The 13,437-nt window shown below is 64.7% G+C and carries 14 protein-coding genes; 9 read left to right on the forward strand and 5 right to left on the reverse strand.

What is annotated here, in order from left to right; genetic code table 11:
• Positions 1-62: 62 nt before the first annotated feature.
• Positions 63-1,388 carry an MFS transporter gene (locus tag AC1DN0_RS08745; protein WP_441626076.1) on the reverse strand — a complete coding sequence of 442 codons (1,326 nt, stop codon included), beginning with the start codon at positions 1,386-1,388 and terminating at the stop codon, positions 63-65.
• A gap of 140 nt (positions 1,389-1,528) precedes the next feature.
• On the opposite strand from AC1DN0_RS08745, the gene cyoA reads away from it, so the two are divergent.
• From cyoA to AC1DN0_RS08770, 5 genes are all read left to right on the forward strand, one after another.
• Positions 1,529-2,602, forward strand: a complete 1,074-nt coding sequence (gene cyoA / locus AC1DN0_RS08750) for a ubiquinol oxidase subunit II (RefSeq protein WP_441625901.1) — start codon at positions 1,529-1,531, stop codon at positions 2,600-2,602.
• 52 nt (positions 2,603-2,654) lie between these two features.
• Entirely contained in the window at positions 2,655-4,658 is a 2,004-nt protein-coding gene (gene cyoB, locus AC1DN0_RS08755) for a cytochrome o ubiquinol oxidase subunit I (RefSeq protein WP_477111125.1), read from the forward strand.
• Positions 4,651-5,307 carry a cytochrome o ubiquinol oxidase subunit III gene (gene cyoC / locus AC1DN0_RS08760; protein ID WP_441625905.1) on the forward strand — a complete coding sequence of 219 codons (657 nt, stop codon included), beginning with the start codon at positions 4,651-4,653 and terminating at the stop codon, positions 5,305-5,307. Before cyoB ends, cyoC begins: the two co-directional genes overlap by 8 nt.
• Positions 5,304-5,690 carry a cytochrome o ubiquinol oxidase subunit IV gene (gene cyoD / locus AC1DN0_RS08765; protein WP_441625907.1) on the forward strand — a complete coding sequence of 129 codons (387 nt, stop codon included), beginning with the start codon at positions 5,304-5,306 and terminating at the stop codon, positions 5,688-5,690. The genes cyoC and cyoD overlap by 4 nt, the downstream gene beginning before the upstream one ends.
• A 65-nt stretch (positions 5,691-5,755) precedes the next feature.
• On the forward strand, positions 5,756-6,475 hold the full coding sequence (locus AC1DN0_RS08770) for an SURF1 family protein (RefSeq protein ID WP_441625909.1): 720 nt from the start codon (positions 5,756-5,758) through the stop codon (positions 6,473-6,475).
• Here AC1DN0_RS08770 and AC1DN0_RS08775 read toward each other — a convergent pair.
• Positions 6,472-7,950, reverse strand: a complete 1,479-nt coding sequence (locus AC1DN0_RS08775; protein ID WP_441625911.1) for a dipeptidase — start codon at positions 7,948-7,950, stop codon at positions 6,472-6,474. The genes AC1DN0_RS08770 and AC1DN0_RS08775 overlap by 4 nt on opposite strands.
• Positions 7,951-8,138: 188 nt before the next feature.
• Between AC1DN0_RS08775 and AC1DN0_RS08780 the strand changes: the two genes are divergently transcribed.
• The 3 genes from AC1DN0_RS08780 (at position 8,139) to AC1DN0_RS08790 (ending at position 10,879) form a co-directional block, all read left to right on the forward strand.
• Positions 8,139-8,348: a DUF2188 domain-containing protein gene (locus AC1DN0_RS08780; protein ID WP_441625913.1), complete on the forward strand. Its 210-nt coding sequence runs from the start codon at positions 8,139-8,141 to the stop codon at positions 8,346-8,348.
• Between the two features lie 53 nt (positions 8,349-8,401).
• Complete coding sequence (locus tag AC1DN0_RS08785) at positions 8,402-9,475, forward strand: zinc-binding metallopeptidase family protein (protein ID WP_477111126.1); 1,074 nt, start codon at positions 8,402-8,404, stop codon at positions 9,473-9,475.
• A 102-nt stretch (positions 9,476-9,577) separates the two neighbouring features.
• Positions 9,578-10,879, forward strand: coding sequence for a UDP-N-acetylglucosamine 1-carboxyvinyltransferase (locus AC1DN0_RS08790; RefSeq protein ID WP_441625917.1), 1,302 nt, complete (start codon positions 9,578-9,580; stop codon positions 10,877-10,879).
• A 151-nt stretch (positions 10,880-11,030) separates the two neighbouring features.
• On the opposite strand, the gene AC1DN0_RS08795 is transcribed toward AC1DN0_RS08790, so the two are convergent.
• From AC1DN0_RS08795 to AC1DN0_RS08805, 3 genes are all read right to left on the reverse strand, one after another.
• Entirely contained in the window at positions 11,031-11,750 is a 720-nt protein-coding gene (locus AC1DN0_RS08795; RefSeq protein ID WP_441625919.1) for a Crp/Fnr family transcriptional regulator, read from the reverse strand.
• Positions 11,751-12,028: 278 nt separating this feature from the next.
• Positions 12,029-12,343 carry a hypothetical protein gene (locus AC1DN0_RS08800; RefSeq protein WP_477111127.1) on the reverse strand — a complete coding sequence of 105 codons (315 nt, stop codon included), beginning with the start codon at positions 12,341-12,343 and terminating at the stop codon, positions 12,029-12,031.
• 108 nt (positions 12,344-12,451) lie between these two features.
• The gene (locus tag AC1DN0_RS08805; RefSeq protein ID WP_477145655.1) at positions 12,452-12,934 is read right to left on the reverse strand and encodes a Spy/CpxP family protein refolding chaperone; all 483 of its coding nucleotides are present in this window, start codon (positions 12,932-12,934) and stop codon (positions 12,452-12,454) included.
• Positions 12,935-13,235: 301 nt separating this feature from the next.
• Here AC1DN0_RS08805 and AC1DN0_RS08810 point away from each other — a divergent pair, with 301 nt between their 5' ends.
• Positions 13,236-13,412 (forward strand): CsbD family protein, encoded by a 177-nt coding sequence (locus AC1DN0_RS08810; protein WP_441625925.1) that lies wholly within the window; start codon positions 13,236-13,238, stop codon positions 13,410-13,412.
• The last annotated feature ends 25 nt before the right edge of the window (positions 13,413-13,437 follow it).

Below are 13,437 nucleotides of genomic sequence, written 5' to 3' on the forward strand. Positions count from 1 at the left end.
CCGCTACGACAACGGCAACTCCCAGGTGCTCGGGTGGGTCATGCAGCGCGCCATCGGCCGAGTCAGTCGCGCGCCTCCATCTTCCGGTTAAACCAGAGCGCCAGCAATGTACACACCGCTCCGGAAAGCAGATAGCCGCTGACAGCAACCAGCCCGAACTCCACCGACAACCCCAGCGCGACCAGCGGCGCAAATGCCGCCCCGAACAGCCACGCGAAATCGGAAGTCAGCGCCGCGCCGGTATAGCGGAACCTGGCGTCGAAGTTCGCCGTGACGGCGCCCGCGGCCTGCCCATAAGACAAGCCCAGCAAGCCGAAGCCGATCAGGATGAACATGTCTTGCCGGGCCGGGCCGCCGTCCATCAGGTAGGGCGCGAACAAGCTGAATATGGCGATCAGCACCGCCATCAGCGCCAGCGTCGTGCGTCTGCCGATGCGGTCCGCGATCAGTCCGGATGCGATGGTGGCCGCCATGGCGATCCCCGCGCCCGCGATCTGGACGATGAGCACGGAGCTGATGTCCTGCGTCTCGTGCAGCGCGACCCACGACAGCGGAAACACGGTGACCAGATGGAACAGCGCATAGCTCGCCAGCGCGGCGAACGCACCGATGAAGAGGTTGTAGCCCTGCGCGCGAAGCAATGCGACCGGGTTGATCGGCTCCAGTTCTCCCTCGTCCAGCAACTCGGTGTACTCACGGGTCACCACCAGCCTCAGGCGCGCGAACAGGGCAACCACGTTGATCGCGAACGCTACGTAGAACGGATAGCGCCAGCCCCAGTCCAGGAACTCATCGAACTCCAGGGTAACGCGCAGGAAGAGGAACAACGAACCGGCGATCAGGAAGCCGATTGGCGCGCCCAACTGTCCCAGCATCGAGTACCAGCCCCGGCGGTGTGGCGGGGCATTCAACGCCAGCAGCGAAGGCAACCCGTCCCACGAGCCGCCCAGTGCGATGCCCTGCAGGATGCGAAGGAGGGCCAGCAATACGATGGACGTACGCCCGAGCGTGTCGAAGCCAGGCAGGAACGCCATGCCCGCGGTAGCCGTGCCCAGTACGAACAGCGCCGCCGTCAGCTTGATGCTGCGCCCCCAGCGGTGCTGGATGGCCATGAACAGCGCCGTCCCGAAGGGCCGGGCGATGAACGCGAAAGAGAAGATGGTGAAGGAGAGCAGCAGTCCGTCCAGCTGTCTGACGAAGGGGAAGAAGACGGAGGGAAAGACCAGCACCGAGGCGATGCCGTACACGAAGAAGTCGAAATACTCGGAAGCGCGTCCGATGACGACGCCGGCGGCGATCTCTCCCGGAGCGACCTCCCGGTGCATGGCTTCGCGCTCTGTCAGGGCCGGGGATGGTGACGGGTCGTGCTGGTGCGTAACGCTTGACATCATCAGGCCCTCTCGTGGTTCGGGGTGGCGTTTTGTGTCACTCCTTTAAGAATGGCACTTCTTTGACTACAGTGCCATAGGAAATGTTGAGTTTCCGCGGCCAGACCATCGGCGTAGTTTCAACGATCACTTCCACGGCTATGCAATTTCGCATTCGGAGAGTGCCATCCCGCTACGCAAGGCGAGGGTGGCTGTTGCTTCCTGCCATCCTGCTGTTGGCGGGCTGCAACGCGGTATTGCTGGCCCCGGCCGGCGACCTTGCGGTCAGGCAGCGTGATCTAATCATCATTTCAACCGGCTTGATGCTGCTGATCATCCTGCCGGTGATCGCGCTGACGCTGCTGTTCGCGTGGCGCTACCGCGCCGCCAACCGGGAGGCGGTCTACGAGCCGGACTGGGACCATTCCACCTTGCTGGAACTGGTGATCTGGGCCGCGCCGCTGCTCATCATCATCGCCCTGGGCGCGCTGACCTGGGTCAGCACCCACAAGCTGGACCCCTACCAGCCGCTGAGCCGCATCGACGCACAGCGCGATGTGCCCATGGGTGTGGCGCCAATGACGGTCGAGGTGGTCGCGCTGGACTGGAAGTGGCTTTTCTTTTACCCCGAGCTGGGCATCGCCACGGTCAACGAACTGGCGGCGCCGGTGGACCAGCCGATCCGTTTCAAGATCACGGCCTCCACGGTGATGAATTCCTTCTTCATCCCCTCGCTGGCGGGACAGGTCTATGCCATGCCGGGCATGGAGACCCAGCTCCACGCCGTCATCAATCGGACCGGGGTCTACGAGGGCTTCTCCGCCAACTACAGCGGCGCGGGCTTCTCCGGCATGTACTTCAAGTTCCATGGCATGAGCACCGAGGAGTTCGAGCGCTGGGTCCGGCAGGCCAAGGCCGGAGGTGGCGTATTGACGCGCGACGCCTACCTGCAGCTGGAAAAGCCCAGCGAGCTGGAGCCGGTACGCCGATACGCCAGCGTGGCGCCAGGCTTGTACGATGCGATCCTGAACCGCTGCGTGGAAGCCAATCGCCCCTGCATCAAGGACATGATGGCCATGAGCGCGAGCCGCGGGCAGGGCAAGCCGCGGTCCTTCGATGTGGCCGCGCTCGAGGGCGGGGCCGGAACACGAACCGGCCCCATCTGCACCGCGGGCGACCCCGCCGGCATCGGCAATGGTCCCGCCGCAGCATCCGCGAGGGTGTCGCAGCGATGACCCGCCGCTCCCCGATTCCCGCAACAACGCCCCTGCGGCCCTGGTGACCACCATGCCCGAGCACCTTGACCTTGCGAAGCTGATATTTGGCCGCCTGACCTGGGAAGCGATTCCCTTCCACGAGCCCATCCTGCTGGTGACCTTCCTGGTGGTCGCGGCCGGCGGCCTGGCGCTGGTCGGCGCGCTGACGTACTTCCGGGTGTGGGGGTACCTGTGGCACGAGTGGTTCACCAGCATCGACCACAAGAAGATCGGCGTCATGTATGTCGTGCTTGGCATCGTCATGCTGCTGCGGGGCTTTGCCGACGCGATCATGATGCGCCTGCAGCAGTCGGTCTCCTTTGGCGATTCGCTGGGCTACCTGCCGCCGCACCACTATGACCAGATTTTCACCGCCCACGGCGTGATCATGATCTTCTTCGTGGCCATGCCGCTGGTCACCGGGCTTATGAACTTCGTGGTGCCGTTGCAGATCGGCGCGCGCGACGTGGCCTTCCCCTTCCTCAATAACTTCAGTTTCTGGATGACCGTCGGCGGTGCCGTGCTGGTGATGATGTCGCTGTTCGTGGGCGAGTTCGCGCGCACTGGCTGGCTGGCCTATCCGCCGCTGTCCGGCATCCTGCAGAGTCCGGATGTGGGCGTGGATTACTACATATGGGGCTTGCAGGTCGCGGGGCTGGGGACGCTGCTCTCGGGCATCAACCTGCTCGTGACCATCGTGAAGATGCGCGCGCCGGGCATGACCATGATGAAGATGCCGGTCTTTACGTGGACGGCGCTGTGTACCAACGTGCTGATCATCGCCGCCTTTCCGGTGCTGACCGCCGTGCTGGCCCTGCTGGCGCTGGACCGCTACGCGGGCTTCAATTTCTTCACCAACGATCTCGGCGGCAACGCCATGATGTACATCAACCTGATCTGGATCTGGGGCCACCCGGAGGTGTACATCCTGATCCTGCCCGCCTTCGGCATCTTCTCGGAAGTGGTGTCGACCTTCTGCGGCAAGCGCCTCTTCGGCTATGCGTCGATGGTGTACGCCACGGTGGTGATCACGGTGCTGTCCTATCTCGTCTGGCTGCATCACTTCTTCACCATGGGATCGGGCGCCAGCGTCAATTCCTTTTTCGGCATCACCACGATGATCATCTCGATCCCGACCGGGGCGAAGATGTTCAACTGGCTGTTCACCATGTACCACGGGCGCATCCGCTTCGAGGTGCCGATGCTCTGGACCATCGGCTTCATGGTGACCTTTGTCATAGGGGGCATGACCGGCGTGCTGCTGGCCGTGCCGCCCGCCGATTTCTCGCTGCACAACAGCCTCTTCCTGATCGCGCACTTCCATAACGTGATCATCGGCGGCGTGCTGTTCGGGATGATGGCCGGCATTACCTACTGGTTCCCCAAGGCCTTCGGCTACCGGCTCGATCCCTTCTGGGGCAAGTGCTCGTTCTGGTTCTGGCTGGTTGGCTTCTACGTTGCCTTCATGCCGCTCTATGTGCTCGGCCTGATGGGCATCACGCGCCGCATGAGCCATTTCGAGGATGCGTCCCTGCAGATCTGGTTCCAGCTCGCGGCCTTCGGCGCCCTGCTGATCGCGCTCGGCATCGGCAGCTTCCTGATCCAGCTGGTGGTCAGCTTCCGCCGGCGCGAGTCGCTGCGCGACACCACCGGAGACCCGTGGGACGGCCGCACGCTGGAGTGGTCCACCTCTTCGCCGCCGCCCGCCTATAACTTCGCCTTTACGCCGGTCATCCACGACAACGACGCATGGTGGCAGATGAAGTCCCTGCAATACCAGCGCCCGCAGCAGGGTTTCATACCGATCCACATGCCGAAGAACACCGCTGCCGGGATCATAATCGCGGGCCTCAGCACGTTGTTCGGCTTTGCCATGATCTGGCATATGTGGCTGATCGCCGTGGTCTTGTTCGTTGCCACCCTGGCAGTGGCAATCGGCCATACCTTCAACTACAAGCGCGACTACTACATCCCGGCCGACGTTGTCGTCCGCACCGAGGCAGAGCGCTCGCGCCTGCTTGCCAGCCATGGTTGAAACCTCTCTCCCCTACGGCAGCGGCGACACCAGCCTGCCTGAGCGGACGCGCGCGGAAGCGCTCCGTTTTCATGAACTGAGCGAGGTGCATCCGCAGAACGGCACGTTGCTCGGCTTCTGGCTGTACCTGATGAGCGACTGCCTCATCTTTGCCTGCCTGTTCGCCGTGTATGGCGTGCTGGGCCGCCGCTATGCCGGCGGTCCCACGGGCGCCGAGCTGTTCGAGCTGCCGCTGGTCGCCCTCAACACCACCATGCTGCTGCTGTCGTCGATCACCTACGGCTTCGCCGTGCTGGAGATGCAGAAGGACAAGGCGCGCACGACGCTGATCTGGCTCGGCATTACCGGCCTGCTGGGCGCCACCTTCATCGGCATCGAGCTCTACGAGTTCGCGCACCTGGTCCACGAGGGAGCGGGGCCGCAGCGCAGCGCTTTCCTGTCCTCGTTCTTCACGCTGGTGGGCACGCACGGCACGCACGTGACCGTGGGCATCGTCTGGCTGATCACGCTGATGGCGCAGGTCGGGCAGCATGGGCTGATTCCGGAAAACAAGCGCCGGCTGATGTGCCTGTCCATGTTCTGGCACTTCCTGGACGTGGTCTGGATCGGCGTATTCACCTTCGTCTACCTGATGGGAGTGCTGCCATGAGCGCGCATGACAATGCCCTCGATGCCCATGGACATGACCACCATGGCCACGACGACCACGCCCCCAGCACCTTCAGGGGCTACATGACGGGCTTCGTGCTCGCGGTGATCCTGACGGCCATCCCCTTCTGGCTGGTGATGGCAAAGGTGTTCGACAAGTCCAGCACCACGGCGCTGCTCGTGCTGGCCTGCGCCTCGGTGCAGATCGTCGTGCACATGATATATTTCCTGCATATGAATGCCAGGTCGGAAGGCGGTTGGACCATGCTGGCGCTGATTTTCACCATCGTGCTGGTGGTCATCGCGCTGACTGGCTCGCTATGGGTGATGTTCCACCTCGACCAGAACATGATGCCGATGCACGATATGAAGAACCTGCCTTGACTCTCCCGCAACAAGATTTAGCCCGCCCGACCCCAACTCGCAGACGAACCGCCGGTGCACTGATCGTGCTGGCCCTGATTGCCGCTATCGCGGTTGCCGGGCTGGCTGCGCTTGGCACCTGGCAAGTCCAGCGGCGCGCCTGGAAGCTCGACCTCATCGAACGCGTGAACCAGCGGGTGCATGCCCCCGCCACAGCGGCGCCGGGCCCCGGTCAGTGGCCGCGCCTGAACAAGACGGACGACGAATACCGGCGCGTGCAAGTGACCGGCACGTTCCTGCATGACCGCGAGACCCTGGTCCAGGCCGTGACGGAACTGGGTGGCGGCTTCTGGGTGCTGACGCCGCTGCGCGCGGCGGACGGCAGCGTGGTGCTGGTCAACCGGGGCTTTGTGCCGCCGGAGCAGCGCGATCGCGCCACACGCAGCGGGAGCGACCCGGCCGGAGAGACCACGGTGACCGGCCTGTTGCGCTTCAGCGAGCCCGGCAACGGATTCCTGCGCCACAACGACCCGGCGGCCGGCCTCTGGTACGGGCGCGATGTGCCCGCCATTGCCGCCGCCCGCGGGCTCTCGAATGTGGCGCCGTATTTCATCGACGCGGATGCGGCCGCGCCGGGCGGCGAAGGCAGCAAGCGCGTCTGGCCGGAAGGCGGCCTGACGGTGGTCACCTTCAACAACAACCATCTCGGCTATGCCATTACCTGGTACGTACTGGCGCTGATGGCGGCTGGCGCCGCGTGCTATGTTGGCCGCGAGGAATACCGGCGGCTGCGCGGCGGCGCCTAGCCGACCGAGGCTTCGAATACCCGCCGGTAGTTGCCGCCGAGAATCCCGTTCATTTCGTCTTGCGTGAAGCCCGCCGCCAGCAGCGCATCGGCCAGCGAAGGCAATTGCTCGTAACTCCTGAACACCGGTGGGGAAATAAAGCCGAGCATGTCCGTGCCCAGGCCGACATGTTCGACGCCAACCACGTCGGCCATCCGCTTGATGCCCTCGGCCATTGCGCGCAGGTCGCGGAAGGTGCCCGAACTGGGCCAGACGCCGATCACGCCGCCGGTGCCGGCGATCACGCGGGCGTGGTCGGGCGTGATCAGCCGGCTGCGCGTGCCCGGACGCGTCGCCAGCGCGGAGTGCGAGATCACCAGCGGCCTGGTGGACGTCGCCGCGGCGCGCTTCACCAGCGCATAGGTGCCGTGCGCGACGTCGACGACGATGCCCCGCGCATTGCAGCGCCGCACCACCTCCGCGCCAAAATCCGTCAGGCCGCCGTGCACCGGCGTCTCGGTCTGGATATCGCCGAGTTCGTTGACGCGGTAGTGCGTCAGCTGCAGGTGGCGCAACTGGTGCATCGCGTACGCTTCGTCGACGCGCTCCAGTCTGCCTTCAAGAAAATCGGCGCCTTCGGAAGCGATGATCGCGCACGGCCCGGCGCGGCCACGGGCGGCCAGGGACGCCGCGTCTATCACCACATGCATCTGCTCACGCTCGATCAGCCGGTGCGCGCGCGCGAATTCGGCCACGCCGAGCGCGTAAAGCTCGCCCTCCTCCGGCGCTCGCCACGCTTCGAAGCGCGAGCGGTCCGCGGACACGCGCGTGACGGTGGTGTCGGTCACGATCGCCAGGCAGATCACGTTCATGCCGCCGGCGCGCATCGGCGCGGCGAGAGGCTGGAAGGGACGGTCCGCGCCGATGGCGGGATCGCGCGAGACGGTCACGCGGCCGCCGTGGCTGTGCATGTCGATCGTCAGCGCGTTGGCGGGCGGYGCCCATCTGGCGGCAGCGTCAGCCGCTTGTGGGGCGGATGCCGCGGATGACTCGCGCGCTTCGGTGTAGCCGGCGAAGCGTCCCGGCGCGCAGGCGGCAAGCCCGAGCGCCGCGCCGGACGCCAGGAACACGCGCCGGCTGATCGGCGCCACCCCTGCTTGCGGCGCGGGCGCAAGCGCCGAGGCTTCCACCAACTGATAGCGCCAGCCCGCCGGATCGTCGCGCAGCCGCAGCAAACGCCCTCGCAGGCAAACAGCGCGCTCTTGCCGCGCGAGCGGCGCCGCGAGGTACACCTCGATGCAGGCCAGCGGATCGCGTGGCACGCACCCGCCGCAGCATGGCGCCTCGGCGGTGAGCAAGGCATAGTCGGCAGTCTTTTCCGCGGGATCCAGCGGCATCATCCAGCCTGTCACCTCGACCAGGGTGTCATGCAGCGCGTCGGCCGCGCCGGTACGGATTGTCGTCCAGTCAATCTGCGCAATCTGCTCGATCTGCATTGCCGCTCCACGCGTTGGGCATTCGGACCTGAGCGTTGGCCGGTCAGGCATGGCTTGCTTGCGATCCACATGATATCGCGGCGAAATGCGCGGGTGGCTCCCGGTACCGGGCTTGTAGGACGGCGCCCAATTGCCGGACGGGCGCGCACTGCCTACCCTTCCTGTAACGCACGCAGCCGGAGAAACAGATGTTTCGCGATTTCGTAGTATTCCCCGCAGGCGGGGGCTGGGCATTGAAGGTCGATGGCGCCGCCACGGCCATTCTTCAGTACGAAACACGCGAGGAGGCGGCGAGCATCGGCGCCGTGATGGCTGCCAGGCGAGGCGTATCGCTCGTGATCCGCGGGCACGAGGAAAACCCGCCTTGCGTGGCGGCGGCCGATCCCATCGCGTCGTGACCTGTTGCCCGGTTCTGCCTGGCTGCGCCGTGCCCTACTGAGTCAAACCGTTCATGAAGACTTATCACTGCGGCAATTGCTCCAACCATGTCTTCTTCGAGAATGTCATCTGTGAACGCTGCAATGCCCTCCTTGGCTACGTCTGCGAGGACGCGCAGATCAGGGCCTTCGAACCCGCCGAAGGCAACGTGTGGCGGAGCCTGCATGCCGGCGCGGACGACCGGCTCTACAAGCAGTGCGAAAACTATGCGGTGCACGGTGTGTGCAACTGGATGATCCCCGCTGGTTCGGAGGATGCGCTTTGCCAGGCCTGCAAGCTGACCCGCACCACGCCAAATCTCGCGATGCCAAACAACCGCCTGTACTGGGCGCGCCTGGAGACCGCGAAACGCCGCGTGCTCTATACCCTTGTGGCATTGGGATTGCCCGTCGTGTCCCGGGAGGAAGATCCCGAAAATGGCTTGCAGATCGATTTCCTCGAAGATGCCGGTGGCAAACGCGTGATGACGGGGCACGACAAGGGCATCATCACCATGAACATCGCGGAAGCCGACGATGCCCATCGTGAAATGACCCGCTCCCGGATGGGTGAGCCCTACCGTACCTTGCTCGGCCACTTCCGTCACGAGATTGGCCACTACTATTTCGACCGCCTGATTGCCGGCACGCGCTGGCTGGAAGCGTTCCGGGAGCGGTTCGGCGATGAGCGGGCCGACTATGGGGCGGCGCTGCAGGCGCATTACGGCCTGGGTGTCCTGCAAGGATGGGAGCAGACCTACGTCAGCGCCTACGCGGCCGTGCACCCGTGGGAGGACTGGGCCGAAACCTGGGCGCATTACCTGCACATTGTCGATACCGTGGACACCGCCGCGGCGTGCGGGCTTGCACTCAAGCCAAGCAGCGCCGGGGAGCCGACCCTGACGGACCAGACGCCGGTCGAGGATGCGAGCTTCGACAGCCTCATGAACCGGTGGTTTCCGCTCACCTATGTGCTCAACAGCCTGAACCGGAGCCTGGGGCTGCCGGATGGCTACCCGTTTGCGCTGTCGCCGCTTGTCGTGGACAAGCTTCGCTTCGTGCATGACGTGGTGTCGGCGGGGCCACAAGCGCCTTTGCCTGCACCGTAGACCCGTTTCCGCACCATTCCCGTCATTCCGGCATTCGCATAGCAAGTACAATGCTGGGCTTCGTCCCGGAATGTCCGGGTCCGCCCCGCTATACCTGATCCCATGTCCAATCTCATCGTGCACGGCGGCAAGCCGCTCCGCGGCCGTATTACTCCCTCGGCCAACAAGAATGCAGTGCTGCCCGTGCTCTGCGCCACGCTGCTCACCGATGAGCCTTTGCGCTTGCATGGCGTGCCCGATATCACCGACGTGCGCAAGATCCTCGATATCTTCCGCGCTTTGGGCAGCAAGGTGCATATGGACCACGCCACCGGCACGCTGGAACTGCACCATTGCGAAACCGTCTTCGATGCTGCCCGCCATCGGCTGCCCGAGGAAATGCGCTCTTCGATCATGCTGGTGCCCCCGTTGCTGGCGCGCTTCGGCGTTGCCCGGCTGGAGGACAACGTCAAGGGCTGTACGCTTGGCGTGCGCGAGATCGATCCGCACGTCGACGTCTTCCGCCGCTTCGGCGGCGAGGTGGAGCGTGTCGACGGCTCGCTGCTCGTGCGCAGTGCCGGCCTGCTGACACCCACCGACCACTGGCTGGATTACGCATCGGTCACCACGACGGAGAACTTCGTGCTGTGCGCCGCCGCCGCGGGCGGCACGTCCACGCTGACCAATGCGGCATCGGAGCCGCATGTGCAGGAGTTCTGCCGCTTCATGGCGATGATCGGCGCGCGCATCGAAGGCATTGGCACCTCGCGCCTGACGGTGCACGGCGGCAACGCCCTGCGTGGCGGGGAGTTCACCTTCGACGAGGATTTCCACGAGATCACGACCTTCCTGGCGCTGGGCGCCATCACCGGCGGCGATGTTGTCGTGCGCAACAGCGCGCCCGGCAATTTCCCGCTGATCGACCGGACCTTTGCCAAGTTCGGCGTGCAGATCACGCACGAGGACGGCTGGTCGCGCGCCACCTGCGCCGGCCCGCTGAAAGTGCAGACGCCCTTCACCAGCAACGTGCTCACCAAGGTCGAGGCCGCGCCCTGGCCGTATTTCCCGGTGGACCTGCTGCCGATCTTTATCGCGCTGGGCGTGCGCGCGCAGGGCAACGCCATGTTCTGGAACAAGGTGTACGACGGCGCGCTGGGCTGGACCGGCGAGCTGTCGAAGTTCGGCGCGCATGTGTTCTCGTCCGACCCGCACCGGCTCATCACCTTTGGCGGCAATCCGCTGACGCCGGCGGTGGTGGAAAGCCCGTACATCATCCGGGTGGCGATCGCGCTGTTCATGGTGGCCGCCAGCATCGACGGCCGGTCCGAGATCCGCAACGCGGCGCCGATCCGCCGGGCCCATCCCCGCTTTGTCGAGAACCTGCGCAGCCTGGGCGTGCAGGTGGAGTGGACGAGCGAAGATTGAGGGCAGGGCTGCGCGGGCCGGGCAACGCGGGTCTTGCGCAAGCGCGGCCCGCCACGTTCAGCGCGACGCCGCGGCGACTGCCCCGGCGATGTCCACCTCGCCGGGAAAGCTCGGCCTGGTCCGCTTCGCGACCGCCTTGCCGCCGGGATTCTCAGGTTGCAGGTTTACCGGGCAACAGGCGGTCGAACTCGCGCTTTACCACGGCATAGCACTCGCAGGCATGCTTTTCGAGCGCTGGCCGGTCGAGCACCGCAATATGGCCATGGCTGTATCGAATCAGGCCGGCGTTCTGCAGTTTCAAGGCCGCCTCGGTGACGCCCGAGCGCCGCACGCCCAGCATGTTCGAAATCAGTTCCTGCGTCATCGTCAGTTCGTTGGACGGCAGCCGGTCGATGCTTAGCAGCAGCCAGCGGCAGAGTTGCTGCTCGATGGAGTGATGGCGGTTGCAAACGGCGGTCTGGGCCATCTGGGTGATCAAGGCCTGGGTATATCGCAGCAGCAAATGCTGTATGGGACCGCCGCGGGTGAACTCCTGTTTCAGGATCTTTGCATTTAGCCGGTATCCGTGGCCGCCGCTTTGCACGATGGCCCGGCTCGGCGTCGTCTCGCCGCCCATGAACAGGGCAATGCCGACGATTCCCTCATTGCCGACGATGGCAATCTCGGCGGACGCGCCGTCCTCCATCACGTAGAGCAGCGAGACGATCGACGTGGTCGGGAAGTACACATTCGCCATCTGGTCGCCCGACTCGTACACGACATGGCCCAGCGGGAGATCGGTCAGAACCAGATGGGGCGCGAGGCGCAGCCACTCCGCTTCCGGCAGCACGGCCAGAAGGTGGTTGGCCTTGGGATCCTGGACGGAAGTCACGCTTCGCCTCCCAATACTGTTTGGGTTGACTGCCGGTCACATTGGCGTTGTCTGCCCGCGCGCGGAACTGCGGGGACGACAACAGACGGCCTCTATAAATATAGGGCAGCAATATCGGAAGCAGAAGGCGCTGCACGGCCAGGAGTGCGCGTGGAGCCGCGTGGAAACCTTGCCGGGGGACGGCAGGGGGGAGGGGGGGGATGACGCTGCCCGAGGCTTACCCTTGGCTTGCAGCCTGGCATGCGGGATACATGCCAGGCCGCCTGTGCATCAGCCGGTTAGCGGATCTGCAAAGGAAAGAACAGGCTGATGCCGGGTGCCGGCTGAGGTACATAAGCCACGGGTGGCGGCGCATAGACGTAGCCATAGCGCTGGTCGTCATAGTAGTTGCCGCGATAGTGATTGTGATCGTAGCGCTGGTTGCCATGCCACGCGCCGTTATGTCCCTGATGGGCTGAAGGATGCGGGTTGCCATGGTTCTGCTGGCTGGGATGGTGGTCGCGGTCTTCGCCGAAGGCCGGTGCCGTCGACACGGCGCCGATGGCCATTGCCAGGCCGAATGCCGCGACGGTCCGCGCGCTCGCAGAGCGCATCCACCTTGACCGCGCTGTTGAGGTGTTCATCATGATCTCCTGTGTTCGGGTGGAAGCCCGGACCGCACCGCGTTGCTTGCGCCCGCGGCTGCCATCCGGTTCCGGGATTCAGTTCCTCCTCGAAGCATGTTGCTCCCTGGTCCGGAAGATCAGGTCGGCATTCTTCTTCTGTACGTCCGACATGCTGTCGTACAGGTCCCGGAACACGGGCSTGAGCTTCCTGATGCCATCGGCATGGGCGTCGGCAATCTCGCCATAAGACTTGAGGTCGCCAAGGGCGGTCATGCCTTTGACGTCGTCAGCCCGCTCCTGACGCAGCGAATCCATCCTGCTCGCGTTGTCGCGCATGACCTGCGCGACCTTCAGCCAGAGCTGTTCCTGGGAGCGGGTGATCTGGAGCTTCGCATGCAGGTCGCTGATGTGCATATCGATGCGCTCTTGCTTCGCAATCTTTAAAACGTGCGAGGTACCCTGGGCATCCGTGGCCGTGATGGCGCCGGCGGGACCGGCCAGCGCCAGCGCCGAAAGAAACGCGATGGACGGCAGGACGAACGCCGTCCCTGGCTGGAAATAGCGGGCGGTGAGTTTCATGATCGGTCTCCTTGGACATTCCATGATCCCGCCGGCGGCTCGCCAGTGCTGGCGGCGCGATCGCATGCCTACTTGTGCGCCAGTTCCTGGTGCGCGTCTGTCCGGCACCGGACAAGGATGAGGGGGGAGCCCTGCGCCGGTACGGGGCAGGCGACGGCGTTCGCCAACTGTCCGGCATCGTACCGACACTGCCGCAAATTGGTGTCAGCCTGACTGTCCTGGAAAGATGTCTCGTCGTTCGCGCGATGACGCGCCAGGCGTAGCGCTGGCCGGCCATTCGCCGTCTTCAAGGAGCAAGATCATGAACTCAGATCAAGTGAAGGGTCGCATCGAACAGGCAAAGGGGAAGATGAAGGCAATATTTGGCAAAGGAACGGGTAACAAGAAGACCGAGCTGGCCGGCAAGATAGAACAGATAGTCGGCTCCACGCAGGCTTTGTATGGTGACGCGAAGGAGGAATCCAGGAAGCAGCCGTAGGCGCCCCGTCCTGGCAGAGGAGAGC

The sequence above is a fragment of the Cupriavidus sp. 05N39 genome, assembly GCF_056397325.1.

Excerpts from the sequence above, each read along its gene's own strand:
- AC1DN0_RS08785 (WP_477111126.1), top strand. The coding sequence starts at position 8,402 with ATGAAGACTTATCACTGCGGCAATTGCTCCAACCATGTCTTCTTCGAG.
- AC1DN0_RS08790 (WP_441625917.1), top strand. The coding sequence starts at position 9,578 with ATGTCCAATCTCATCGTGCACGGCGGCAAGCCGCTCCGCGGCCGTATT.
- AC1DN0_RS08800 (WP_477111127.1), bottom strand. The coding sequence starts at position 12,343 with ATGCGCTCTGCGAGCGCGCGGACCGTCGCGGCATTCGGCCTGGCAATG.
- cyoD (WP_441625907.1), top strand. The coding sequence starts at position 5,304 with ATGAGCGCGCATGACAATGCCCTCGATGCCCATGGACATGACCACCAT.
- cyoC (WP_441625905.1), top strand. The coding sequence starts at position 4,651 with ATGGTTGAAACCTCTCTCCCCTACGGCAGCGGCGACACCAGCCTGCCT.
- cyoB (WP_477111125.1), top strand. The coding sequence starts at position 2,655 with ATGCCCGAGCACCTTGACCTTGCGAAGCTGATATTTGGCCGCCTGACC.
- cyoA (WP_441625901.1), top strand. The coding sequence starts at position 1,529 with ATGCAATTTCGCATTCGGAGAGTGCCATCCCGCTACGCAAGGCGAGGG.
- AC1DN0_RS08745 (WP_441626076.1), bottom strand. The coding sequence starts at position 1,388 with ATGTCAAGCGTTACGCACCAGCACGACCCGTCACCATCCCCGGCCCTG.
- AC1DN0_RS08810 (WP_441625925.1), top strand. The coding sequence starts at position 13,236 with ATGAACTCAGATCAAGTGAAGGGTCGCATCGAACAGGCAAAGGGGAAG.
- AC1DN0_RS08780 (WP_441625913.1), top strand. The coding sequence starts at position 8,139 with ATGTTTCGCGATTTCGTAGTATTCCCCGCAGGCGGGGGCTGGGCATTG.